Source organism: Nitrosospira briensis C-128, from assembly GCF_000619905.2.
Lineage (GTDB): Bacteria > Pseudomonadota > Gammaproteobacteria > Burkholderiales > Nitrosomonadaceae > Nitrosospira > Nitrosospira briensis.
The window spans coordinates 200,433-224,916 of sequence record NZ_CP012371.1 but is presented as its reverse complement, the minus strand read 5'-3'; the positions used below and the strand labels follow the sequence as shown (position 1 = coordinate 224,916).

Here is a 24,484-nt window from a genome sequence, read left to right as displayed (position 1 = left end):
TAGGGGAAAAAGACCCGCCGAAGCGGGTTGTGTGTGGTGGAGCGGTTCAGTTTGAAATTATTCGGTCAATTTCGGCCTTATCGCATCTCTTAATTCCTTGATTCTCCTTTTCCCCTCTTCTGCTGAAATTGCTTTTTTGGGTAAATTTCCTTTAGATTTTGATCTTGAATGACTTAACGCTAGTTGAACTGAGAAGCCCTTATCAAATGATGTTTTGGCGCAATCCTCTACCCCTCGTATATCGCATTGATCTATTTCTTCTGACGCCAACGCCTCGGCAAGCCCAATGGCTGCTATTGATGACCTTTTTGCGTGGTCCCGAATATTTACCTTCTTAGGTAAATCAGGGTTTTTTTCTCGTATATCCTTTTCAATCTCTGCCTTGTCTTTATTAAAAAGACCTTTGTATATTTTATTTGTGCAGATACCTATTTCATAATTTGGTTTTACGTCATGTTCTAGCAATGTATTAATGTAAATTTTACGAGTATCTAAATGATGCTCTCTATCTGCTATCCATTTTTCATCACGCCCCTGGCGCTCCCATCTTTTTACAGCCCTTGCTCTGCTTCTGTTTATTCCTAGCTCTGGATCTGCCGTTTCTTCCAGTCTTTCTTTGAATATTTGATTAACAATCAGATGCAATTCTGGCGAAAGATATTGCGCGTAAGATAATGCGAGTTGCCAATGTGCCCATGTTCCGCCGCCCATCCCGCGCTTAGTTTTTAAAACGGGGGATTTTCCCCCATTAATTGATTCTATTATGTTTTTTGTACTGGGAAGCTTAACCCATTCCTTTGGCGCTTTCCCTCTAACCGTCCCCGAGAGTTCATGTAATTTATTCAAATTAACCATGTTTCCATCGGCAATATCAATTAGAAACTTTTCCCCGTTGTATGAAATTTCAATGCGAGACGGCGTCACAAAACCTCCAGATGTTTATTAATTTTTTTGCTTTTAATTTGATTTAACTGATTCAACCCCTTTCCTTAGCCCACCGCATTCGAATGATCCCCTGGCGCTATGGCATATTTCTTTGTTGCTGTCATGGGGCTCGCCTCAACTCCTTCAATTCCCCCTCCAACTCCTTAATCCCCCTCTTCGGCTCATCACATTCTGCATTGCAAAATCACTGTAAAACGCTGTAACCTCGACCACGCATATCACTTCTTTTCATTCATCCGCACAACTATCCTGACCAGTCGGGCCAGCAAGACGGTGAGAGCGCCAATAGCGTAGGTGAGGAAGTTTTTCAGTCTTAATCCCTCTTTAAACGATGTGATCGGTCCAATGGTTCTCTGCGATAATTGCGAGTGGCACTCCTGATTCCCTATAGCTCACGGCCTTTGCAATCTTTAGCCCAAAACTGGTGTGTTTCCATACCTCTGATCCTACATTTCCAATCACCAAATAGTGTAGTTTCTTGGTTACACCTTTTATAGGAATACCCCCATGTCTCACCACAGCCTCTTGGCATTCAGCACGGGAACCGAAGTCAAAAACACCTGTAAGGCAAAAATTGCGGCCTTCAAAGATGATGTCTGGCACTGGATCATCAATGGGTAATGAAGACGGAATAACAGAGCCATCAATTGCGCGCGGACTCGCTACTCTCATAATTAGAGTCAGCAGATCAGCTTGTTCATCAGAATCCAAAGCACCGTCTGCCAAGATACGTCTCAGTCGATCATATAGTACGTTAGCAGGCCATGTGTCTAGGCAGGCTTTATGATTGTTTAACCAACCCAGAATTGCCTCTGCTTCGGATTGATCAACATGTCCGTCTTGTAGGGCGAATTCGCAGATTCCGGTTAACTGATCTATATCTCTATTAATCAGCCGGTTTGCGTGAATCTTGAGAAGACGAGGATCTTCTGGGTCGTTAATTTTGTTATCCTCGCTGCTTCGCGAACCAAACAAATTCCTAAACCAGCTCATCTCTACGCTTTCCCCTGCTTTCTGATAACGCTCTTAATTAGATGATCTAAAAGCATAACTACCATTCCAATCGCGAATGTTGGGCTTTTGTAGGCCTCCCCCGCTGTGTTCACGGTGTAATTCCCATGTCTGTACATCGCGGTAATTGCGAAACCAATGCAATCTCCACTCTCCGCATCTGCCACGATGGTTTTGGCGGGTTGGACGGTGTCGTGCGATATTTTGTTCTGAACAAGCTTAAATGGAGTTTCCATCTTTTTTCCTTTTCTCCGTAGAATAATTGTCCGGAAGTAGGTCGCCGCTCCTTATCGTTTCGCCCATGCCATACCCTTGCGCGCGCGCCTTGGGGCCCTTCCCCGGCCCCAGTGCGACGCTCAGGCGTCTTCAATTCTGATAGCCGAGCTGGAATAGTGTCAACGGTGTTGGAAATAGGGTTAACCGATGCGAGGAATGTACCGATGGCTATCCAATTTTCCCTGGCCCCATCTTCCATGTGCTCGGCTATCTGGAGGATTCTCACCTGACCTTGGGTCAACATTTTTTTCTTAACCCCTTTTCCTTCATACAGAAACCTCGCTTTCATATCTCCGAGGGATAACCCCCTCTTCCAGTCGTAAATAGCCTGAACGGTAACCCCTACCCTCTTAGCTAATGCAGGCACCGGCAGGTTTGTTGCCTCAATTGCCTCCAAGACTCGTTCTTCTAATGTACTCATAACCGTAATCATACGACTGATCCATTAAAGCGTACTTGACACCTAGAATTAAAGCATACTTTAATTCTGCCTATGAAAACTACTTTTGCCATTTCACTCTTTGGGAGCGTTGCTGAGTTAGCCGCTGCACTCGGTATAACTGTACAGGCCGTGTATCTGTGGGGCGACGAAGTTCCCAAGCTTCGTCAGTACGAAATTCGCGAGCTTCGCCCCGAAGCATTCATCAAAGCAAGAGATTTGGTAGATGACCTCATTGAACTCGCGGAGGAGGGAGAAGTGTATTTCGACAAAACCAGATATCAATATTCGCTTGATGACATCGAGAAAAGCGCCGTTAAGGCGCATCCCGAATTTTCCGCGTTTATGGCGACCACGCTGGCCATGGGGAAGGCTGCCCTGTAGCCAAGTTACAGCCACCTCTAGCCTGACGGGGCGAAAAGCGGAAACCTTCACCGCCTGGGGTGGCATCCTTATTGAAGGATACGCTTCGAAGGAGCGCTATGAAATACCCACATTGGGCGCCTGCGACTGTAGCGCAAATACATTCAGAATTATGTAAATCAAGGAATAATTTCCAGCCACAAGACCATGCTAAAAGCGATCTGGAGAGATATGCAAAAAAGGAGGGTTACCGATGCTGGGCAGATTTTGAAAAATCTTTAACACTATAAATCAACATTCTCGAAAGAATTTTGGTTCGTCGGGAAATGATATCCGTTTGGGAATGGATAGAGGAACAAAATTACCCAACCCCAATCGCAGCTCGAGGGGGGATTATCGGTAATTTCTTGATGGATATTCAAAACTGGGATAAATCATCAAAATCCGCCTCTGCGGACAGGTATGAAGACTTTAAAGAAATCGTAAACCACGCAAAAAAGCTTTCCCGGTTGCTACAGAAATACCAAGGGGAAAAGAGACAAGCTTTTAATTATTACAGCGCGTTAATTCCCAGAGAATACGATCTAGAGTTGAAGAGATTCTTACATCCTGATTTAAAAGCAAGAATAGAAACTAGATCAGAAATTCTCCGATCAATATGGCATCAATTATTACCGCCAATTGAAGAAATAATCAGTGGTATTGCTCGTTCCCTAGATGAAGATGATAGTAAATTAACCCGCGATTTTCCGAGAAAGATGGCGGCCCCTATTTTACCCGTCATGGTCTCTGAGCTCTTATCCGCTATTGAAATCCGCAACGCGAAATCAGGGGACAAGCCGCAAGTTGCGCGATGGAAACGGTTTAAACCCGCTGGTGCAAGGCCGATGCGGCCCGTGCCGTGGGGGGTGTTTACCGTATCATTGTCGAGGTCCTGCAAAAAGGGCAATTCCCTCTCGCTGCTGGGATTCGGCACCTTCGAAGTGCGCAGCTGCGCCGCGCGCATCGGCCGTAATCCAAAGACCGGCGAAGAACTGAAGATTGCCGCAGCAAAAGTGCCGGATTCAAGCCAGGCGCCGCGCTTAAAGCAGCTGTCAATGGTGGATAAAATGGATCGCTTCTCTTCCTCGCCCGTCCCTGCGCCTGGGTATTATTAGCGGTGCTTCCTTTCCCCTACGTCATTCTTGACCTGGAAACCACGGGCACCACGCCCCTGCATGACCGCATTATCGAAATTGCGCTCATCCGCTTCGAAGAGGGAATGGAAAGCGACCGCTGGGAAACGCTGGTCAATCCAGGCATGCCCATTCCACCTTTCATCACTCGCCTAACCGGCATCAGCAATGGAATGGTGCAGGATGCACCGTCATTTGAAGAAGTCGCGCACAAACTCTACAGTTTTCTTGAGGGGGCGGTGCTGGCCGCGCATAACGTCCGCTTCGACTACGGTTTCCTCAAGAACGAATACCGGCGCATGGGCGCCCTGCTCCAGCATCGGGTATTATGCACCGTCCGGCTCTCGCGCAAGCTCTATCCCCAACACAAGGGTCACGGGCTGGATGCCATTGTGCAGCGTCATGGGCTCCATACCGATGTGCGCCACCGGGCGATGGGTGATGTGGAACTGGTGGTGGCCTATTTGGAGGTAGCCCGGCGCGAACTGGGTTCAAGGCAGTTGCTTGACGCGGCCAGTGCGTTGCTGAAAGATCCCAGCCTACCCGCAAGACTGGATGCGGCGATGGTTGACCGTATTCCCGACAGCCCCGGCGTCTATTTCTTCTACGGTAAAAATGACCTTCCCCTCTATATCGGCAAGAGCGTTACGCTAAGATCCCGGGTGATGTCCCATTTCAGCAATGATCATGCCTCTTCCGGCGATATGCGCATTGCTCAGGAGGTCGAGCGGGTCGAATGGACGGAAACAGCCGGAGAGCTGGGGGCCCTTCTCCTGGAATCAAGATTGATCAAGGAACACCAGCCGATACACAACAAACGGCTGCGACGTTCCTGCACGCTCTTTTCCCTGGCGGTGGCCGATGGGCCGGGCAAGATCCCGCTGGTCAATATCGTAACGGAAGAGGACATCCGCCCCGAAGTGTTCGAACATTTATATGGGCTGTTCCGCTCGAAAACGAAGGCGGTCGATGCGCTGCGCGAAATGATCCGAGAAAACAGGCTGTGTCCCCGGCTCGTGGGCCTGGAAAAAGGGCATGGGGCCTGTTTTTCCCATCAGCTCAAACGCTGCAACGGAGTCTGCGCCGGTAGAGAAGCGCCTGAGCTGCATTTTCTGCGGCTGAAACAGGCGCTGATTTCGCTCAGGCTCAAGTCATGGCCTTATCCGGGACAGATCGGCATTCGCGAATACTGCAAATCGTCCGGACGCGCACAACTGCATGTCTTTAACTACTGGTGCCACCTGGGAACAGTGGACAACGAATGCGATCTGGATGAGATGCTGAATGTCCGCTCCGCCATGAAGTTCGATCTGGATACCTACAAATTGCTGCTAAAGACCCTGGGGAAGCAAGTCAGCGTCATTTTGCTTGGGCCGCAAGCAAATTAATTCATGAGTTAGAGATATTTACATTTTACGGAGGTGAAGATTCGACCCGGCAAAACTTTATGACCTCATGGAAAGGATGGGCCGAGCCCGACTGTTTCTGCAGACGATACAAGCACGCGAATCTCGGACTCCCAGTCTTTGAGTTTCTTCATGGCATGTTTTCGCTGTGCTGCGGTCGTCGCGTTATGGAGATTTGCCACAAATGCGCAGTTATAAACCCACACTTGCTCTGCGTACTTCCTGTAGTCATCACTCGGCGAGCTATAAATACGTTCCACATAAGCCCGGAGCGCCATTTGTGCCTTATCCTGGCTCGACTTATCCGCGTTCAACCGCCGCAGTAGCTGCACAAGATCCTGCTGGCGCCGATGGCGCTCGGTATTCCAGATATTGACTTCATAGGGTGAGAGTGTCACCCACCGCGTAATAAGCTCTTGTTGCGCGTTGTCGAGGTTGCCGTAGAAGAATTCAGCTCGCTCAGCTGTGCGCTTGATTGATTTCTTGAGACGCCGCGACGCATCGCCCTGAAGGTGTTCGTCGTGAAACTCCTCATTAATTTCGGCGTATCGCAGCTCTATATTCTGTATCTGCTGTGGCGTCAGCGTTAACATTATTTCAGCCGTCATTGGCAGGGCGCGATCGAAAGCGCTGTCCATAAATCCGCGCAAGTCAGTCCACAAACCACATGTACGCTCGGCCGTAATATCTTCCAGTACGAGATTCTGCGAGTTTGCAAGTAAATCGGCGTACCTAGGCAAGTGCGCACGCCGATGCCAGGCAAACCATTTCGCGAGTGCTTCACGGGCTCGCGGTTTCTGCATATCGTTGAAATCGACAAACCGGTCAAGCCACCAGTAAGTCAAATGATTTGCCTGGTTATAACCAAAACGGACTACGCTGCATCCCGCAAACGTGGATAGCACCAAAATCAGCACGGCGATAACCGGCAACTTCAAAGAAGATGTAGTCATGGCACGCGGCATTCGAGGCTCTTATCCAATAAGCATTTTGACACTACGCTGGAGCAAGCATCGGAAATAGTCCACGTAATCCGGTGGCCATCATTTCTATGGCCATCGCCGCAAGGATGAATCCGCCGACGCGCTGTATTACATCCAAAGTGGATTGGCGAATCTTCTTTTCCGCCTGACAAGCCATATAAAAAGTTATCCAGCACACGATGCCTACGATAAGGATAGGCACCACCACATGAATCAGATCGGCAGAGGTATGCCATGCACTATTTCCCATGACATAGCTGAATGCCGCCGGACCGGCCAGCAGTGGCACAGCCAGAGGAACGATTGCGGCTTCCTGAACCCCATCTTCATTAGCAATACTGGGCGATCCCTTGAAGGTTGATTCTTTCCCAAGAACCATTGCTATTGCCAGCAACAAGACAATAACTCCGCCGCCAACCTGCATCGCCCCCAGCGATACGCCGAGCAATCCTAAAATAGGCATCCCCAGAAATGTTGCCACCAGCAACGCCACCGTGACGCTCAACCCGATAGTTCTGGCAAAGCGGCCCTTGCTGCGTAAATCAAAACCCTCCGTAGCGGCGAGAAAAACCGGGATCATGGAAACAGGCCCCATCAGCACGAACAGCGTGATGGTTTTCTTGATGGTTAGAGCCAAAATTGAAAGCATTATCTAGTGGGGATAGGTGAAATATGTGCGTTCATACAAATGCGGAATGGGTGGTTTATTCTTCTCGAAGCGGGCGCTCAATGTTGATATTAGCGTATGAGTTGGGATTCTCTATTTGCTTCTGTTCTCCGTTTTATCGCATTGTACGCTTCCACTGCCCCAAGGGTTTTAGGAACCCAGCAATATTGAATAGTGTTCCAAGGCACGCCACACCGGGTCGTGTAAGATTTCTCTCGGACGACGAACGCCACTGCTTATTAAAAGCCTGCAGGAATCCAGTAATCTCTAATTGGTCGAGCTGGCGCAATGCCACCCGACAAGGACCAATATCGTAGACGAGCATGAAGTCAGGCTTGATGATGCAAAAAAAACAAGGGGCACGAAGGCCCCCTGTCAGTATGTTGCTGAAGTACGAGTTCGGGTCAAGCACGACGGCGCCGTGCGACCGCACTTATTATGGCAAGACCGGCAAGTAGCATCGCATAGGTCTCGGGTTCGGGTACGGGCGCAAGGAAACCGCGTATCTCGCCCATTGGAAACATGGTGCTATGGATATTTGAATAGGCGCCGCCGGTATTCAGCCCTGTCAGCAGCGCACTGAATGCACCATCAACGTTATTTCCATTGGCCGCGACGAAAGCAGGGTTATAATTCGATGCATCTTTCATATCAAAGGTATGGTCATAGACGCCCTCCCTCACACCAGACGGAAAATCCGGAAATGTGGGGATTGCGGTTGCCACGCCTGCGGTGCCGCTGTTTGGTGCAGTGGTGCAGCAATGGATATGTGAAACTGTGGTATCTGCCATGAGCCCACTGAAGCTTTCATGAATGTGCATTGTGCGAAGATCGGTGTCTATGCTGACCATTGCCATGCCGGTACCGGGAGAAGCATTAGGCGGAGCCTCGCTGGGGCCATCAAGCCTGGCTTGGTAAAATACCTGATCAGCGGCAGCGGGAACGGCTATTGTCGCCGCCAGAAGACCTCCTGCAAATAAGGTTTTGAGTTTCATGATTGTTACCTCCTTTAAGACGATTGAACTGCGAGGCGTTACGGATACCGCAATAGAAAGGGCGAATGTCTACGAACATGACTGTGTATCGAGGTGCGAAGAGCTAATGGAATTGTACATATCGGCAATCGTCGCTCAATAGGCCGTGTGGTAGGGGTGACGGTTGATGGACAGCTACAGCTTGAGTCGGTGCAAGCCGATTAATGGGCTATTTAAACGATGTCAGAGATTTGGAGGCTATTCTGCTTTTTTATCAAAATAATAATTTTTTAGCTCTACTCGGCCCCGTCGTTATCACTGAACAACGAGGCATTTGTTAAATTAAATTAAAAGATATTTTTCACTTTCGGCTCATACAGGTAATATCAAAGACTTCGGGACAAGACCAAAGTCTTTGGTACATGACGAAAGATAAGATGTTTTCCTTTTTGAGTAATCCGGGTCAATATGTTTAAGAACCTGACCATCAAATCGCGCTTGATCTTCATTCTTTCCTTCCTGCTGATCTTTGTATTAGGAATTCAAGTGGTCGGCTTGTTTGGTATGAGCAGCGCGATAGACGGCCTGAAAACCGTTTATCATGACAGGGCCATTCCTCTGAGCCAGGTGACGCATATCGAGTCGCTTCTGCTGCACAATCGGCTCGCCATCACGTCGGCTCTGGTCATGCCGACGCCCGAGATCATCAAGACCAAAACGGCAATGGTCGAGAAAAATATTGGGACGATTACGAGAACTTGGGAGGCTTATATTGCGACAAACTTGACCCCGATGGAAAGTAAGCTGGCCAATAAATTCACTTTAGACCACAAGAAATATGTCTCCGAAGGCATCTTGCCGGCAGTAGCCGCTTTACGTGCAAATAAAATCGGTGAAGCGAACCGGATTCTGGTCGAAAAAATCCGCCCTCTCTATCCATCTGTAGGCGAAACCATTGACGCACTTGTCTTGCTGCAAATTGATGAGACCAAAATAAAATATACGCAGGAACAAAAACGCTACGAAACCATTCGCAATATCCTCATTGCATCGATAGTCCTGGCCCTGGTGCTGGCTGCATTGTTCAGCCTCGTTTTCATCCGCGCCATTTTCCGGCCACTGGAAGATGTAGTAAGCATTGCGCGGAGTGTGGCCGCAGGCAACTTAAGGCAGGAAATCCAGGTCCGGTCGAAAGATGAAATCGGTCAGCTCATGCAGGCGCTGAAGGAGATGCGGGACAGCCTGGTAGATACCATCGGTCAGGTTCGTGACAGCGAAGCCCATACCCGCGCCTTACTGAACAACCTGATCGTCGGCGTTACATCGGTTGATGAACAGGGCGTGATCAGAACCTTCAATCCCGCCGCTGAGAGGATTTTTGGTTACCCGGAGAGCGAGATTATCGGGCAAAATATCGAGCTGCTATTCCCACAACAGGATCAGAGTCAAGGTAGGCATATCGATTATCTTGAAAATTACTTGAAAACAGGCTCCAGAGCGCTTGGTGTGACTACTGAAGTAGCAGGGCTGCGCAGGAATGGCGCAACGTTCCCATTGGACATTGCCGTAGTCGAAATGCAGGGGGGGGAGCGCCGCATGTTCGTGGTTATTTTGCGCGACATCAGCGAGCGCAAGCTCGTGGAGGAGCAAAAAGCCAGTTTAATGGCCGACCTGGAAAGCGCTAATGAAGAACTGAAAAGCTTCGCCTACGTAGTCTCTCACGATCTAAAGGCGCCGCTGCGGGCCATAGGTGCATTGGCGGATTGGCTTTCCACCGATTATGTGGACAAATTCGATGACGAAGGCAGAGAGCATATGCGCCTTCTTGTCAGCAGAGTACACCGCATGGGAAACTTGATCGATGGCATTTTGCAATATTCTCGCGTAGGCCGGGTAAGAGAGACACCGGTCGCGGTGGATGTCGGTGAGGTAGTGGAAGATGTGATCGAGCTTCTTGCCCCCCCGCCAAATATCAATATTACCGTGGAAAATCACTTGCCCACCGTAGTCATAGAGCCGACCCGTATACAGCAAATACTTCAAAACCTGATTTCAAACGCCATTAAATACATGGATAAGCCCCGGGGTGAGATTCGCATCACTTGTATTGCTGAAGGCGAGCAGTGGAAATTCAGCGTCGTCGACAATGGCCCCGGTATCGAGTCACGCCATTTCGAAAGGATCTTTCAACTATTCCAGACGCTCGCACCTCGGGATCGTATAGAAAGCACCGGCGTCGGCTTGGCCCTGGTAAAAAAAATTGTGGAAATGTATGGCGGTAGCGTCTGGGTAGAGTCCACAATGGGTAAGGGCAGCACATTTTTCTTCACCTTACCCCAAACTTCATCAATTGATAACTCAACTAAAGGAACAGCAGCGTGAAAGTAACTAACAAACCCATTCTCCTGGTGGAAGACGATCAAGTGGACACCATGACGGTTATACGCGCGCTCAAGGAAATCCACGTAACGAATCGGCTCGTACATGTGGAGAACGGTGAGGAAGCGGTAAGCTATCTTCGAGATCCGGAAAGCGAAAAACCCTGCATCATCTTGCTTGACCTGAACATGCCTATCATGAACGGGATTGAGTTTCTGCACGTGGTGAAAAGTGATGACTATTTAAGGCGTATTCCGGTAGTGGTATTGACTACATCGGAGGAACAACAGGATAAAGTGAACAGCTTCAACATGGGGGTGGCAGGCTATATGGCCAAGCCGGTCGATTATCGGCAATTCGTCGAAGTCATGCGTTCGATCGATGCCTACTGGACCATAAGCGAGATGCCATGATAAGGACTTCGGTGAAAGATTTCCAGATTTTCACCATCAGCTGATTATTCTATGATCAAACCGCTGATTCGCGTACTCCTCGTCGAAGACGACGCCGTGGATCGCATGGCCTGTCGCCGCGCCCTTGCGCGAAACCCGGACTATGATTTCGTGCTTTCCGAAGCCGAATCAGGTCGCGAGGGGCTCCAGCTTGCCCATGAGCAAAAGCCGGATTGCGTTTTGCTCGACTACCACTTGCCGGACCTGAATGGTTTGGAATTTCTGGCTGCCCTGACCGACGAGGCGGGCGACGTTGCCATCCCCGTCATGATGCTTACCGGCACGGACAATGCCGCTATCGCGGTCGAGGCCATGAAACGTGGCGCCAGGGATTATCTCATCAAGGATATGGAGCACCAGTACCTGGAATTGCTGCCTGCCATCATCCAACGCGTACTGAGCGAGCGGCGGATGAGGATGGAAAAGAAGCTGGCTGAAGACAAGCTGGCCCAGGCGGAAGCCAAATATCGCTCGCTGGTGGAGACAATTCCGGCAATCGTATATATCGCTACGCTGGATGGCACTAATCGCTTTCTTTACGTTAGCTCCCGGATTAAAACACTGGGATTTCCTTCGGACGAATGGCTGAACGATCCGGACATACTTCTTGCCCGAACTTACGCGGAGGATCGGCGGCATATGCTCGACGAACGCGCAAGAAGTCGCGCTACCGGCGCGCCCTTGCGCTGCGAATACCGCCTGCTTTCCCGTGATGGATCAGTTTTATGGTTTCGCGATGAAGCAAGCGTGGTTCGGGATGAGTCGGGACGTTCGTTATTCCTCCAGGGTATTCTGGTCGATATTACAGAGAGCAAACTGGCGGAAGCTGAACTGCGGCAACATCGTTATCGTCTCGAAGAATTGGTGGCGAAGCGGACAGATGAATTAGCAAGGCTTAACGAAGAATTACGCCGTGATATTGCCCAACGGAAGCTGATTGAAACGGAACTGACCAAAGCCAAGACTGATGCGGAAAAAGCCAATCTCGCCAAATCGGATTTCCTCTCCAGCATGAGCCATGAGTTGCGATCTCCGCTCAATGTCATGCTCGGCTTTGCGCAATTGATGGAATCCAGTTCGCCACCACCAACGTTCACCCAGATGACCATGCTCAAGGAGATCAATGCTGCGGGATGGTACTTGCTGGAGTTGATCAATAAAATCCTTGATCTGGCCACAATTGAATCGGGCAAACTCGTGGTTTCCCAAGAACCCATGTGTATGGGGGATGTCATGGTCGAATGCCGGACCATGGTGGAACCGCAAGCGCAGGAGCGCAATATCCAACTGATATTTCCGCCGGCGGATATGCATTTCTTTGTGAGAGCGGATCGAACGCGGGTAAAGCAGGTGCTGATTAACCTTCTGTCCAATGCAATCAAATATAACCGCGAGGGTGGAACGGTTGAAGTAAAGTGTAATGCGACTGCGCCGCACCGTATCCGTATCAGCGTCAAAGATACCGGCGCCGGATTGCCGCCCGAAAAGTTGACGCAGCTTTTCCAGCAATTCAATCGACTTGGCCAGGAGGACGGTTCGGTTGAAGGTACAGGCATCGGCCTCGTCGTGACCAAGCAATTGATCGAGCTGATGGGAGGCGAAATCGGTGTGGAAAGTACGGTCGGTGAAGGCAGCGTGTTCTGGTTCGAACTGACTGCGGACGATGTGCCCAAAAATTTGCAGGGAACATTGTAAGACGAGGCGTTCCGGGCTTGAACAACGCTTGTATTCATTACTTCAGCATGGTTATCTGTAACGACGGCGTGCCGGGCTCATAGTATTTTACCTCCAGTCCAAACTCTGATTCATCCGGCCTTATATCTTAATCCTGCTATATCCCCTATATCTTGCCTATCGGCAATGTCAGCAGCGGCGGTATCGCTTAATCCAATCCACCATTTTTTATTGCCTTCTCCAAAATCTATAAGCTTTTTAGATTTATTTGATCTATAAAGTTATTTCCTGGCAAATAAATTTATAAGCCACTGGCCCTGCTATATGAAGGCTACTTCAGGAAATTCGTTGCATCCCGCGGAGCGGGCGGGTAACACAATCGAAGCCCTGCGTAAAGCGGCATTGGACTGTCGCGCTTGCCCACTTTGGGAGCATGCAACCCAAACCGTTTTTGGCGAAGGTCCTTCGCATGCATCGATCATGCTCGTAGGCGAGCAGCCTGGCGACCGGGAAGATCTGACAGGCCACCCGTTCGTGGGTCCAGCCGGCCAGCTTCTGGCACGAGCGTTGGCAACGGTCGAGATACCGCATGAAGATGTTTATATTACCAACGCTGTTAAGCACTTCAAATTCGAGGTTCGCGGGAAGCGTCGTATGCATAAAAAACCCGCCGATGCAGAAATTGCCGCGTGTTACGAGTGGCTCAGGCGCGAAATCGAGCTGGTCGCCCCTCGCCTTCTTATTGCATTGGGTGCGACAGCTACACGCTCACTGCTGGGCCGCGCAACACCGATTACGATTAATCGGGGAAAACTACATGAATATGCACCAGGTATATCGCTGCTGATTACGGTTCATCCCTCGTTCTTGTTGCGCGTGCCCGAGCGAGACAGGGATGAGGAATATGACCGCTTTGTCGACGACCTCAAACTGGCAAGGCCTTTTCTGCGCTGACATTCCAACAGAATCAGGTGCAGGGGGTTTGATCCAGCATACTGATGAGTATGCGGGGCGTGATCTCTTTCTCTAAAGTGCGCGAAACCGTGTCACTTTCCGGCTGTCCAATTTTTTCTTTGACGCAGGAAGCGCAGATGAAAATGAAGAACCTAACATTCGAAAGGGGGTTTCGTGTGGTCTTTGGCAACGAGGGTTCTCAGGCAGCGGAGATGGTTCTGCCGCCCGGTGATGCGGAAGGCGGCCCGGAAAATCGTCATCGTGGCGCTGATCAATGGCTGTACGTACTGTCGGGAACCGGTATTGCGACAGTAAACGGCAAGCGCCATGAACTGGGCCAAGGACTGGGCCAAGGCGTGCTCATGCTCATTGAGCGCGGCGATGAGCATGAAATCCGCAATACCGGTGACGACTTGCTGCGGACGCTCAATTTCTACGTGCCGCCGGCTTATACCATCAGCGGTGAAGAACTGCCGCGCGGGCAGGACGCCTAGTACCGTGAGCGGGACATTTGTCGGGATTTCCGGTTGGCGCTACCCGCCATGGCGAGGAGTTTTCTATCCTTCTGGCCTTCCGCAGGATCGAGAGCTCGAATATGCTTCCAGAGCACTGCCGACCATAGAGATAAACGGATCGTTTTACTCGTTACAGAAACCGGAGAGCTTCCAGCATTGGTATGAAGCCACCCCTCCGGGTTTCATCTTCAGTGTCAAGGGGCCGCGCTACGTTACTCATGTGCGACGCCTCCGCGATGTTCATGGCCCACTCGCCAACTTCTTTGCTTCCGGATTATTCAACCTTCGAGAAAAACTCGGACCTATCCTCTGGCAGTTCCCGCCAAGCTTTCGCTACGATCCCGAAAGAATGAAACTTTTTTTTGAGATTTTGCCGCACGATACCCAACAGGCGCTGAGCCTTGCTCGCCGTCGTGAGCACCGCATGACAGGTCGCGCACGGCTGGCCGTCGATGCCACCCGTACCGTTCGGCACGCTATCGAGATTCGGCACGAAAGTTTCATCGACGAATCCTTTATCCAAATGCTGCGCGAGCACAACATTGCATTCGTCGTTGCCGACACCGCCGGAAAATGGCCCTATCGGGAAGACGTTACCGCGGATTTTCTCTATCTCCGCTTGCACGGCGACAAGGAACTGTATGCGAGCGGGTACACCGATGAGGCGCTGGCACGCTGGGCAGCGAGGATTCGCGCCTGGCGCGCCGGGTCCCAGCCGGACGACGCGCACCTCATCTCGGCGCAATCTTCGTTACAACTTCATACGCGTGATGTTTATTGCTACTTTGATAATGATATCAAAGTCAGGGCGCCGTTTGATGCCAAGGCCCTGATGGCGAAACTGTAAGGAATAAAGCCACAGTTGACTCGCCGTCCATGATTTGATCGTACAAATTCAACCGATGGCATTCCAGACTGGAGTCAATCCGCTGGGTAACTGTGCGGGGTGCTCCAAAAAATAGAAGAAGAGCAGACAAAAATATTCTCCAAAATCAAAAAACGGATCTCAAGGAAATTGCTCTAAAAGAAACTGACGCGAGAAGACACCGGAGAACGATATTGATGTGTAGCAGCTGTAGTCGAGACTACTACACATCAATAAAAGTTGAAGAGCAAAGACAAACTGACCCTCATCACGCTGGGCCACTATTTATTTTTATGGCTTTGGCTACCGGCTTTGGCATGTTGCTCTGATGTTCCACCACGGGTTGAATGAGAGGAGCTCTTATCATCCGAGCTGCCTTTTCCACGCGATTCTCCACCTTTCCGGCCAGCTTCGCGAGCTTCCTTCGAATCAAACTCATGCGCCGTACCCTTGTCATGAGCCGCCTTGCCACCTTTGCTGCCGGCTTCACGAGCCTCCGCCGAATCAAACTCGTGTGCCGTGCCCTTCTCATGAGCCGCTTTGCCACCCTTCCTGCCAGCTTCGCGAGCTTCTTCTGAATCAAACTCGTGTGCGGTACCCTTTTCATGAGCGGCTTTACCACCCTGGCTGGCTATTTCGCGTTGTCTAGCTTCATCCATGGAAGCAAAACCGCGCTTGCTTTCGCGGCCGCTGCTTCGGTCGTCACTTTTTACTTTATCTGAAGCCATCATGAATCTCCTATTATCGATATCTCAAAAGTTTCCCTCTGACATGCAATCCCTCAAACCCAATGTCTTCGGGGTTCTTGTCTCTGTTAATCGAGTTAAACACAACAGAGAGTGACTGCATCCTAATAGGGAAAATCGCTTCACTCTGTTCGGAAGCATACATAACCTGAGCTGTGGATATCGGATGAGATATGGCTAATTCGGGAACGCTAAGCTGCCACGAACCGCGGCGATCTGCCGATCAAGCAGTTGATCAGCCAATAACCGCTGCGTATACATGCCGAGCCGGTTTTTGCCACCCTCGCTGCCATCCTTACTTGCGGCTTGACCACATTCATGAGGATGAGCCTGGCGCCGTGGAGGACGTGAGATAAGGGGAGTATCAGGAGATTTTTTAGGTCTGCAGGGTCTGCCTCAAGGCTTGAGGGAGTCTGCCAAGGCTCAGGGAAGTCTACCCTAAGGGTTGAGCCACTACCGGTTAAGCCACTACCGGTCACTACCAAGATATCCTAAAAAGAAGCCGGTGCGCCGGACAGCACAGGCGTCACATGAGCACCGGCTCGTTGAGTATTAGCCCTGAATTCTGTATGTTGTAATCAGACAATATTCCTTTTTCAGTAGCTCTACTCAAGTATCTAATGGGTTTTATTCTTTCCGTCCGCCGTCCTTAGTCATAAAGAACCAAACAGCAACGGCACCTATACCTACTATGAGAATTGCCATTTCCATGATAACCTCCTTTAAAAATTAAGATGATTCAAGAGTTGACAACTTGACGGCCGAGTACCACAGTGCACTTCTCCCGGTTTTCGTCAGCAAGCACCTTCAGAAACATCCTGCAGTTAAAGAACTCTATCCGCGAATGAAACTCGTCGTACCATCCGCCAACTTTCGACTTAAGTACAAATAAAAAGTTCTGGCTTCAAGCATCAAAAATCGTCTCCGAAGCCATAATAATCCTACTCGCTTTGTGGACAAAAGATATGTGCGGTTTCGCACGTTAGGAGGCTTTCGGTATTTTTTTATTAGGATCCAGGCTGTGTCTCGGTCATGTCCACTGTATGAAATATAAGCGTGGCACCGGCCGCAACGTCGGCAGTAAGCAAAGGCTTGGAGCCCGTGACTTAAGGTCTGTCTGCGCGCCACTGCGCCCTTTTTAAAAAAGGGTGGAGTCTCGACCTGCGTCCAGCCAGCGGATACAATTTCTATCATCAGTTTTTGAAACATCGGATAGAAATATCGCTTATGCGATTATTTGCAATCGCCTATGCAATATCTTTTTGTATCACAATTGCGATAATGAAAAGACTTAAAGCAGTCGGCTGACGCGCAAGCCCAGGAGGCTGATGCAGAAAGATGTTACTGCTCGCGCAGGTCTCTTACAGAAACAGTTTTAATCCATGATCCGCACGGATGATCTCAACGGGCAACGATGCCAGTTGGTGATCAAGAGCATGGAAACGATAATAGGAGTGCTGAATGGGGCTGAATGACAAGACCAGTCATTAGAAAGGTAGAGCATGAGCAACGAAGATGATAAGCGGCAACGCGATGACGTTAAGTTCGATAATAATAAAATTTCAGACCTTTGGTCCAGCGAACTTAAGCGATCTCATTTCATTCTTGAGGGTGTTATGGCTTTGCTGTCTCCCTGCGCCCGGCAGGAACTTTCAGCGATACTGGAAATTCTAGCTGTAGACGGTGATTCCCAAGAATTGCATCCCATTCGGCAGCAAGCGCTACAGCTTGTAACCGAGGTTTGCAGGCAAGATGTCCCTGACGAAATTACGCAATATGGATCTGAGCGAAGAACAGGCGATAGACGGCAGCGTGATAGGAGACAGCAGTCCCGCAATCATGGCAGTCCATGGTCAACCGAAGATATTAGAATCCTGCAAACGCTCGCTGAGCAAAATGTTCCGGTGAGGCGAATCGCGCTAAAACTAGGTAGAACTTCAACTGCAGTCGAAAGCAAGGCCAAAGAGATTGGTGTCCCGCTAAGACTCATAAAAATACTGAGATCTTGACCTGCCACCTACCGCTTCAACAGTAATATTTCGATTCAATTTCCCATCACTTTCCTTGGCTTGAACGATAGCGTTGGACAAGTCTCTACCGCCTTGTTTAGCGGCAGCACGACGCTTGATGAGGATTCTACAGGGAACGGGTGCCGGGAAGTTCGGTAAGTTCTTGTGATGTCCCGGGTGTGTGTGGCGTCAGCGATAGAGATACCTTCTACACTTCCGGCGGTTCGAGACTCAGGCCCGACATTACCATGATCTCCATTGGCGCGAAATGGCTCAGGTTGGATGCTCTTGCTATCACATCCTGTTCCTGCAAAAGCTGGTACTGAAACACTTCCTCGTACATATCCTGGATCAGAAGATTCACGACCCTTTTTGGCCACCCTATCATCCACCGGTTTGCGATCTCGATCCCGATTTCCCCCGATTGCAATATCATTTCCCGGATTTGATCCGGGTATATATCCGGGTTGTACAGTAACTGCATTTTTGTTCTCCTGATTCGTTTCAGGTGTTTTAACATACTGTGTCGATTCTTGCTTAATCAGACCCTCTTCACGCTCCACCATCGCTACTTCCACCGGGCTAGCCTCAACGGATCCATTCTCGCCCGCCACAGCAACCGCAGTTCATTCAACTTCTGGTCTTCCATCGGTAACCCATCCGAGGCGGTTCAGTTCCAATACCGAGCAATTTCAAGCTCTCGCCTGATATGGTTCCCGTCATGATCAGCCATTGGATGATTTCGAGATATTACCGGCGCGCCCTGACTGAGATATGAAAGGATGATCTGAGGTTCCGTGACCTATGTCATGCTTACGGATCGTGCCGGCACCGGCTACGCGTTTCGTGAAGGCCATGCATCCGCCTTGTTCTGGATTATCCAGCTCCTCGTTGAACTCGACAAAGCCCGGTAACGAATCCTCCTTTGGCTTGCTATGCAGTTGTATAGCCGCCATCAACAGTCAAAGACTGTCCAGTTATGAATGTAGCGTCGTCCGAAAATAAGAACGCAACCACTGCAGCAATCTCTTCCGGCTTGCCAACACGTCCGAGTGGATGCATTTTTGCAAAGCCTGCTTTCATTTGATCATCATGGCCCACGAACCGATCAAGCATCTCTGTTTCAACTGCGGCTGGAGAAACGGCATTGACTCGAATGTTGTCCTTGGCTAATTCCAGAGCCGCTGATTTGGTCAAGCCAAGCACCGCATGTTTGCTGGCAACGTAGATGCTGAAATCTGCGAGTCCGACCAGTCCTGCGATCGAGCTTGTATTCACAATGACTCCACCGTCAGCCTTGCGTATCAAAGGCACCTCGTGTTTTATCGACAACAATACGCCTTTAACGTTGGTATCCATGACTCGGTTGTATTCCTCACCAGTCGCTTTTTCTATACTGCAAGCGTCTGACTCGACGCCAGCGTTGTTGAAAGCAAAATGCAGCTGCCCGAACTCCTTTTCAACCAGGCTGAATAAATCAACGAGGTTGTCTTCACGCGTCACATCCGTGACTTTGAAGATCGCTTTTATGCCTTTTTTCGCAACGCGGTCCTGAATTTCCGCACCTCTGTCTGCTCGGCGTCCAGCCAACACTAAATTGACTCCTTCTTCTGCAAGTCTCAAGGCTGTAGCCAAGCCGATTCCAGACGTTGCTCCGGTAATTACCGCAACCTTGTTCTGTAAACCGTTCATAAAAATTTCCTCGCATTTTATGGTCATGAGCAGTGACCGCTTATTTGGCGTAGTTGCTCATAGACGCCTCCTCTCTACTTACTCCAAAAGAACATCATGGGAAACGATTTTTTGAACGAGGCGAGCCCTGATCGCCGAGATGCGCGCCTCGCCCTCCCTTATTGGGACATTATTATTCTCCGAAATTGTGTGGGTTATGCGGTGATTGATCCTTAATTTGAGATCACAGAAGAGCGATGGTCAAGCGGCCTCCCATCCAAAGTTATGTTCATAGGGTAAACCCAACATACGCACCACCAAGGGCAACTGATCTTTTTATAGCACAAGAATTATTTTTTACATTTAATTCTCGGTATTCCAAAGATCGGGGACCAGCCTAGTGGCACGTGCCTTTTACCCTTGATAACCTACTTTATCAATAATATAAGATCGTTAACTTATTGCCCCAATTCGTCACGCCTCGCAACCTTGTAATTTTCTGTTTCTACTCTACAAATAGAAAAAAGAGCTGGAATTCAGATCGTGAAATTCCGCATGAAGTAACGGTGGGATCATCCATCCGAAGATAATCAGTCGAAACTTCAGCCTCCTTGAAGGCGAGACCCAGGGACACTTTGCGGCATCCAAACCAACCAACTTTGCCGTAACCAAGAGAGAGCATTCTTTATGATTGATAAGGCGATTATCGACACAGAAAAGCCTATCGTGACACTCCCGAAGGAATCCGGCGGCAAGCTGATTGTGCTGGTTGGGCCATGGACTCTGCGCACACTAGCGAAAGACCTGGCACTTCGCCAGGCCATTAAAAAGCTCGCCGCTGACATGGATAAACAATGGGATATCAGCCGAATCGAACGGCTGGACAGTGCCGCGGCTTTTCTGCTCTGGCAGGCCTGGGGCGAAAAACTGCCGGCGGATCTGATCATGCGCCCGGAGCAGCGGCGCTTATTCAAATACTGCCACGATCGTAGAGTTCCGACGCTCCATCCCATGCTACCCGATTTTGCCACGGTGCTGCGCTATGGGCGGGTGCCGCTTCAGGGATTTTATCAACACATGCGCGCCTGGCTGACCTTGTTCGGCAGGTTGACTGCTGATTTTGTTTATTTGTTTCGGCATCCCCACGCCATACCTTATAAGGAAATCTCGTTAACGATTTATAAGGCCGGTGTCAGCGCCCTGGGTGTTACGGCGTGGGTCGGCTTCCTGGTCGGCATTTCGATGAGTTATCTGTCTTCATTGCAACTGCAACGGTTTGGCGCGGAAATTTACATTATCGACCTGCTCGGGCTCAGCATCATACGGGAACTGGGGCCGATGCTTACGGCTATTCTGGTCGCTGGCCGCTCCGGTTCGGCCATGACCGCCGAAATCGGCATCATGCGCGTTACTCAGGAGCTCGACGCTTTGGCGGCGTTGGGTATTTCTCATTCCTTGCGGCTGGTTGTGCCGAAAGTGATCGCGCTGTCCATAGCCATGCCGTTGCTGATCGTCTGGACCGATGCGATGGCCTTGATCGGCGGCATGGTCTCGGCGCAATTGACGCTGGATATCGGTTACCGGCAATTTCTCGATCACCTGCCCAAGGCGGTGCCCATCGTTAATTTTTATATCGGTCTAACCAAGGGGGTTACGTTTGGCATGATGATCGCCATGATCGCCTGTTATTACGGCTTTCTGATCAAGCCCAACACAGAGAGTTTGGGAGATGAAACCACGCATTCCGTAGTAGCGACAATCACTGTGGTGATTGTGATGGATGCCATATTTTCCATTCTATTCAAAAATGTAGGGTTTCCGTGAAAAAATCTTGCGCCGTGGAGCTTGAGCACATTTGGACTTATTTCGGCGAACAATTGATTCATCGGGATATCAGTTTTCGTCTTGAAAACGGCGAAATACTCGGACTGGTGGGTGCATCCGGTAGCGGTAAAACCACCTTGCTGCGTGAAATAATTGGTCTGGAAACACCCAGCCGGGGCAGCCTCAAAGTATTGGGTGAGTCGGTTCAGGAAGCTTGCGCTATCGAATGCAGTCAGCGGCGCAATCATACCGGCGTATTATTTCAGAACGGGGCATTGTTCAGCGCTTTGAACGTTTTTGACAATATCGCATTTCCGCTGCGGGAACTGGATATCGACGACGAGGAACTGGTCTCGCAAATGGTGTACATGAAGCTGGCGATGGTAGGACTGAATGCCCGTGACGCCATGCTCAAACCGTCCGAATTGTCCGGTGGCATGGTCAAACGTGCAGCCTTGGCCCGGGCGCTGATTCTGGAGCCGGAATTATTATTGTTGGACGAGCCGACTTCAGGACTCGATCCCCTGGCCAGCGAGGCTTTCGTCACCTTGTTGCGGCAACTGCATCAAGAGCTTGATTTCACAGTGGTCATGATCACGCACGACTTGGATATTTTGCGGGATTTATGCCTCAAAATAGGGGTATTGGCAGAACATCGGCTGGTCGCGTTCGACACGCTGAATAAGGTACTCGCCTGCGATCATCCTTTTGTCCGGGAATTCTTTCATAACAATCGCGCACAACGGATATTCAGTTCATTGGAGGCAGGTCATGGGTAAAGACAGCTATGCTTTAGCGACCGGATTGTTCATGGCAGCGCTGATCGCCAGCATCGTCATCATTATCTTCTGGCTCGGCGATGTCGAGCGTCAAACGCAAACCTATGTGGCCATGACCCGCGACTCGGTGACCGGGCTCAAGGCCGGTTCCATCGTTTATTATCGTGGCATCGACGTCGGCAAGGTGAGCGCCGTACGTTTCGACACAAATGACCCCAGCGTGATCGTCGTACCAATGGAAGTGGATGACATGGTGCGATTAAACCGCGGCGTTTATGCGACATTGGAGCTTCAGGGCGTGACCGGATTGACGCAAATAGCCCTCAAAGATAGCGGCGACAATCCTGAACCGCTGCCGAGCGGCGGTTCTCCGGACACCCGCATTCCGATCAAGCCCTCCTTTATCGATCGATTGTCGGTTGCTGGTGAAGATACGGTCAAAGAAACCCATGAACTCGTACTCAGGCTGAATCAGCTCCTCGACAAAAACAATGTCCAGCAAATGAAACAGATCCTGATCAATATCGAAGCCGCCACGGGCCGGTTCAGCACATTGCAGACCAGCGCCGACAAAGCCTTGGCCCAAGTGCCGGCGTTAACGGCGGACGCGCGGCGGGCGCTGTCCGAGGTAAATGGACTGACCGATGAATTCAAGCAATTGAGCCGACAAATGCGACAAGAACTGACAGCGCTTTCCAAACAATCGGGCGACCTGATGCAAACTGGCGCTTCCGTAGGTCAGCAACTGCTGCAAACAACCATGCCGAGAGCCAATATCCTCATGCTGCAGATGCAGGCCACCATACATCGTTTCGATCGCGTGGCGACCATGCTTGAAACCGATCCGCAAGCGTTTTTGCTGGGGGCCGAACCCTTGTCGCCAGCACCCGGCGAGCCGGGTTTCAAGGCATCGCAATGAAACGATCACTTGGCTTGATAGCGATAACATTGATGGCAACGGTTTCCGGTTGCAGCATCGGTGCCAACCACGGCTTGCCGGTAAGTCACGATCTGGGTCCGATTGCAACATCTACCGTGCAAGATGCCGCGGTTACGCTCGATGCGCCAGTCTGGCTGTGGGATGAGCGGATACGCTACCGCTTGCTTTACGAAGACGCAACCGCCATCCGCTATTACAATTTGGATCGCTGGGAAGCGCCGTTCCCGGTTTTATTGGAACGTCGCTTGGCTATAAACGGTAAACGGCCGTTCACGGTACAGATAAATCTGACGCAGTTAGAACAACAATTTGAAACATCGGATCAGGCGCGCGTGGTCATGAGCCTGATGGTTAGCGTCTTCGCAGTGAGAGACTATCGGCTGATCGCCAACCGCTCGTTTAATCTGTCACAAAACACTGCTTCACCGGATGCGACCGGGGCAATCGCGGGCTTCATCACATTGACCGAACAGGCTAAAACTGATATTCAAGCCTGGCTGGAGACTTTGTCCGATGCAGAGAGGGCTGCACAGCAGCTTTGACCCGACTTGTGTAATAGGGGGCTTGACAAACCAGCACTCTTCCCTTGATCGGACTGACTATGCGCTACAGATACCGAATTGCCTTTCAATCAGGTGAATTTCTCCTGTGAGACATTGGCCCTATTTCCATATGTCCAATTGCCCTTTTTTGAACATCCGCATGAGCTCGAAACTTAATCACACCCACGCAGGACTTCCGCCGCTCGTGGACGGCGTCGAGAAAGTCGGAATTGGCGATGGCCCACCAATACAGAGCCACGACGGGTTCATGAAGATGGCGTCCCGCGGTCGTCGGCTGATACTCGGTCTTCGGTGGAACGACCGTCGCAAAACTTGGAGGCGTAGTCATCGCGCATAGCAATCGGTAGCCTGGAAGTGACATGGGAATGGGGTTTCCAGTTGCCTCCCGCCGTCTGTTCCGTAATATTGTGCTTGCGGCAATGTCGCGGATGACCGCTCCATCTGCTTCGCCTTCACGCAAAATACCAATAATCTGCTCTTCACTAAATCGCTTCTTCATGTTCGCCTCCATGTCAAAATTAACATGAAGACTCACTCAGCAGGTAGCTACAATATTCTTAGCAGATCAAGCTATTATTTGACCAGAATCCCCTGCAAGAATATCGCCTAAGCTACGCTGAGTTGGCTGTGCCATTTGCTTCCTTTAGAAATGAAAAAACCGCCCGGAGGCGGTTGGTTGTGGTTCTTGTTGGGGCGATAAAAAACCCGCCGAAGCGGGTTTGCTAGCTTGCATATAAATGCTTATTTAGCCGACGTTAGTTAACGATAGGCGTTTCTACTTAACTTAAAAAAGCTTAAGGTAACGATCAAAAACGTAGAGACGATCTCGCATCTGCCCAGTAGTTTCCTTCAAAATGTTTAGACGCTCTAGATC

At 50.2% G+C, this 24,484-nt stretch carries 24 protein-coding genes; 14 read left to right on the top strand and 10 right to left on the bottom strand.

Annotation, left to right across the window (positions count from 1 at the left end):
* Positions 1-57: 57 nt before the first annotated feature.
* The 3 genes from F822_RS01035 to F822_RS01025 form a co-directional block, all read right to left on the bottom strand.
* Entirely contained in the window at positions 58-924 is an 867-nt protein-coding gene (locus F822_RS01035) for a KilA-N domain-containing protein (protein ID WP_025039772.1), read from the bottom strand.
* A gap of 345 nt (positions 925-1,269) precedes the next feature.
* Complete coding sequence (locus tag F822_RS01030) at positions 1,270-1,938, bottom strand: BRCT domain-containing protein (protein WP_025039773.1); 669 nt, start codon at positions 1,936-1,938, stop codon at positions 1,270-1,272.
* Positions 1,939-2,047: 109 nt separating this feature from the next.
* Positions 2,048-2,653 (bottom strand): hypothetical protein, encoded by a 606-nt coding sequence (locus tag F822_RS01025; protein ID WP_156304310.1) that lies wholly within the window; start codon positions 2,651-2,653, stop codon positions 2,048-2,050.
* 72 nt (positions 2,654-2,725) lie between these two features.
* Here F822_RS01025 and F822_RS01020 point away from each other — a divergent pair, with 72 nt between their 5' ends.
* The 3 genes from F822_RS01020 to F822_RS01010 all read left to right on the top strand — a co-directional run bounded on the left by F822_RS01020 (position 2,726) and on the right by F822_RS01010 (position 5,597).
* Complete coding sequence (locus tag F822_RS01020) at positions 2,726-3,055, top strand: Cro/CI family transcriptional regulator (RefSeq protein ID WP_025039775.1); 330 nt, start codon at positions 2,726-2,728, stop codon at positions 3,053-3,055.
* A gap of 290 nt (positions 3,056-3,345) precedes the next feature.
* Complete coding sequence (locus F822_RS15850) at positions 3,346-4,191, top strand: HU family DNA-binding protein (protein WP_269430522.1); 846 nt, start codon at positions 3,346-3,348, stop codon at positions 4,189-4,191.
* Between the two features lie 2 nt (positions 4,192-4,193).
* A complete protein-coding gene (locus tag F822_RS01010) occupies positions 4,194-5,597 on the top strand; it encodes an exonuclease domain-containing protein (RefSeq protein WP_025039776.1) in 1,404 nt (467 codons plus the stop codon).
* A gap of 65 nt (positions 5,598-5,662) precedes the next feature.
* Here F822_RS01010 and F822_RS01005 read toward each other — a convergent pair whose 3' ends face one another.
* From F822_RS01005 to F822_RS15700, 3 genes are all read right to left on the bottom strand, one after another.
* Positions 5,663-6,568, bottom strand: a complete 906-nt coding sequence (locus F822_RS01005; RefSeq protein WP_156304309.1) for a DUF6279 family lipoprotein — start codon at positions 6,566-6,568, stop codon at positions 5,663-5,665.
* A 43-nt stretch (positions 6,569-6,611) separates the two neighbouring features.
* Complete coding sequence (locus F822_RS01000) at positions 6,612-7,235, bottom strand: MarC family protein (protein ID WP_197272857.1); 624 nt, start codon at positions 7,233-7,235, stop codon at positions 6,612-6,614.
* Positions 7,236-7,669: 434 nt separating this feature from the next.
* Positions 7,670-8,260 (bottom strand): CHRD domain-containing protein, encoded by a 591-nt coding sequence (locus tag F822_RS15700; RefSeq protein WP_082204569.1) that lies wholly within the window; start codon positions 8,258-8,260, stop codon positions 7,670-7,672.
* Positions 8,261-8,707: 447 nt separating this feature from the next.
* Between F822_RS15700 and F822_RS00990 the strand changes: the two genes are divergently transcribed.
* From F822_RS00990 to F822_RS00965, 6 genes are all read left to right on the top strand, one after another.
* Positions 8,708-10,621 carry a Tar ligand binding domain-containing protein gene (locus F822_RS00990; protein ID WP_025039780.1) on the top strand — a complete coding sequence of 638 codons (1,914 nt, stop codon included), beginning with the start codon at positions 8,708-8,710 and terminating at the stop codon, positions 10,619-10,621.
* Positions 10,618-11,031 (top strand): response regulator, encoded by a 414-nt coding sequence (locus F822_RS00985; RefSeq protein ID WP_025039781.1) that lies wholly within the window; start codon positions 10,618-10,620, stop codon positions 11,029-11,031. Before F822_RS00990 ends, F822_RS00985 begins: the two co-directional genes overlap by 4 nt.
* A 51-nt stretch (positions 11,032-11,082) precedes the next feature.
* Positions 11,083-12,765 carry a hybrid sensor histidine kinase/response regulator gene (locus F822_RS00980; RefSeq protein ID WP_025039782.1) on the top strand — a complete coding sequence of 561 codons (1,683 nt, stop codon included), beginning with the start codon at positions 11,083-11,085 and terminating at the stop codon, positions 12,763-12,765.
* A 303-nt stretch (positions 12,766-13,068) separates the two neighbouring features.
* Positions 13,069-13,698: a UdgX family uracil-DNA binding protein gene (locus F822_RS00975; protein ID WP_025039783.1), complete on the top strand. Its 630-nt coding sequence runs from the start codon at positions 13,069-13,071 to the stop codon at positions 13,696-13,698.
* A 143-nt stretch (positions 13,699-13,841) separates the two neighbouring features.
* A complete protein-coding gene (locus tag F822_RS00970; RefSeq protein WP_231623539.1) occupies positions 13,842-14,192 on the top strand; it encodes a cupin domain-containing protein in 351 nt (116 codons plus the stop codon).
* Positions 14,193-14,196: 4 nt separating this feature from the next.
* Positions 14,197-15,060, top strand: a complete 864-nt coding sequence (locus tag F822_RS00965; RefSeq protein WP_025039785.1) for a DUF72 domain-containing protein — start codon at positions 14,197-14,199, stop codon at positions 15,058-15,060.
* A gap of 299 nt (positions 15,061-15,359) precedes the next feature.
* On the opposite strand, the gene F822_RS00960 is transcribed toward F822_RS00965, so the two are convergent.
* Positions 15,360-15,809, bottom strand: coding sequence for a KGG domain-containing protein (locus F822_RS00960; RefSeq protein ID WP_231623538.1), 450 nt, complete (start codon positions 15,807-15,809; stop codon positions 15,360-15,362).
* A gap of 1,517 nt (positions 15,810-17,326) precedes the next feature.
* On the opposite strand from F822_RS00960, the gene F822_RS00955 reads away from it, so the two are divergent.
* A complete protein-coding gene (locus tag F822_RS00955) occupies positions 17,327-17,833 on the top strand; it encodes a hypothetical protein (RefSeq protein WP_025039787.1) in 507 nt (168 codons plus the stop codon).
* Between the two features lie 208 nt (positions 17,834-18,041).
* Here the strand turns inward: F822_RS00955 and F822_RS00950 are convergent, their stop codons facing one another.
* Together F822_RS00950 and F822_RS00945 are read right to left on the bottom strand one after the other, a co-directional pair.
* On the bottom strand, positions 18,042-18,317 hold the full coding sequence (locus tag F822_RS00950; protein ID WP_025039788.1) for a hypothetical protein: 276 nt from the start codon (positions 18,315-18,317) through the stop codon (positions 18,042-18,044).
* 449 nt (positions 18,318-18,766) lie between these two features.
* Entirely contained in the window at positions 18,767-19,525 is a 759-nt protein-coding gene (locus F822_RS00945) for an SDR family NAD(P)-dependent oxidoreductase (protein WP_025039789.1), read from the bottom strand.
* A gap of 666 nt (positions 19,526-20,191) precedes the next feature.
* On the opposite strand from F822_RS00945, the gene F822_RS00940 reads away from it, so the two are divergent.
* From F822_RS00940 to F822_RS00925, 4 genes are read left to right on the top strand one after another with little or no spacing between them, the layout of a single operon-like run.
* Positions 20,192-21,328, top strand: a complete 1,137-nt coding sequence (locus F822_RS00940) for an MlaE family ABC transporter permease (protein WP_025039790.1) — start codon at positions 20,192-20,194, stop codon at positions 21,326-21,328.
* Complete coding sequence (locus F822_RS00935) at positions 21,325-22,107, top strand: ABC transporter ATP-binding protein (RefSeq protein WP_025039791.1); 783 nt, start codon at positions 21,325-21,327, stop codon at positions 22,105-22,107. The genes F822_RS00940 and F822_RS00935 overlap by 4 nt, the downstream gene beginning before the upstream one ends.
* A complete protein-coding gene (locus tag F822_RS00930) occupies positions 22,100-23,026 on the top strand; it encodes an MlaD family protein (protein WP_025039792.1) in 927 nt (308 codons plus the stop codon). Before F822_RS00935 ends, F822_RS00930 begins: the two co-directional genes overlap by 8 nt.
* A 32-nt stretch (positions 23,027-23,058) precedes the next feature.
* Positions 23,059-23,589: a hypothetical protein gene (locus tag F822_RS00925; RefSeq protein ID WP_156304308.1), complete on the top strand. Its 531-nt coding sequence runs from the start codon at positions 23,059-23,061 to the stop codon at positions 23,587-23,589.
* Positions 23,590-23,674: 85 nt separating this feature from the next.
* On the opposite strand, the gene F822_RS00920 is transcribed toward F822_RS00925, so the two are convergent.
* Positions 23,675-24,109, bottom strand: a complete 435-nt coding sequence (locus F822_RS00920; RefSeq protein WP_025039794.1) for a hypothetical protein — start codon at positions 24,107-24,109, stop codon at positions 23,675-23,677.
* Positions 24,110-24,484: the final 375 nt, after the last annotated feature.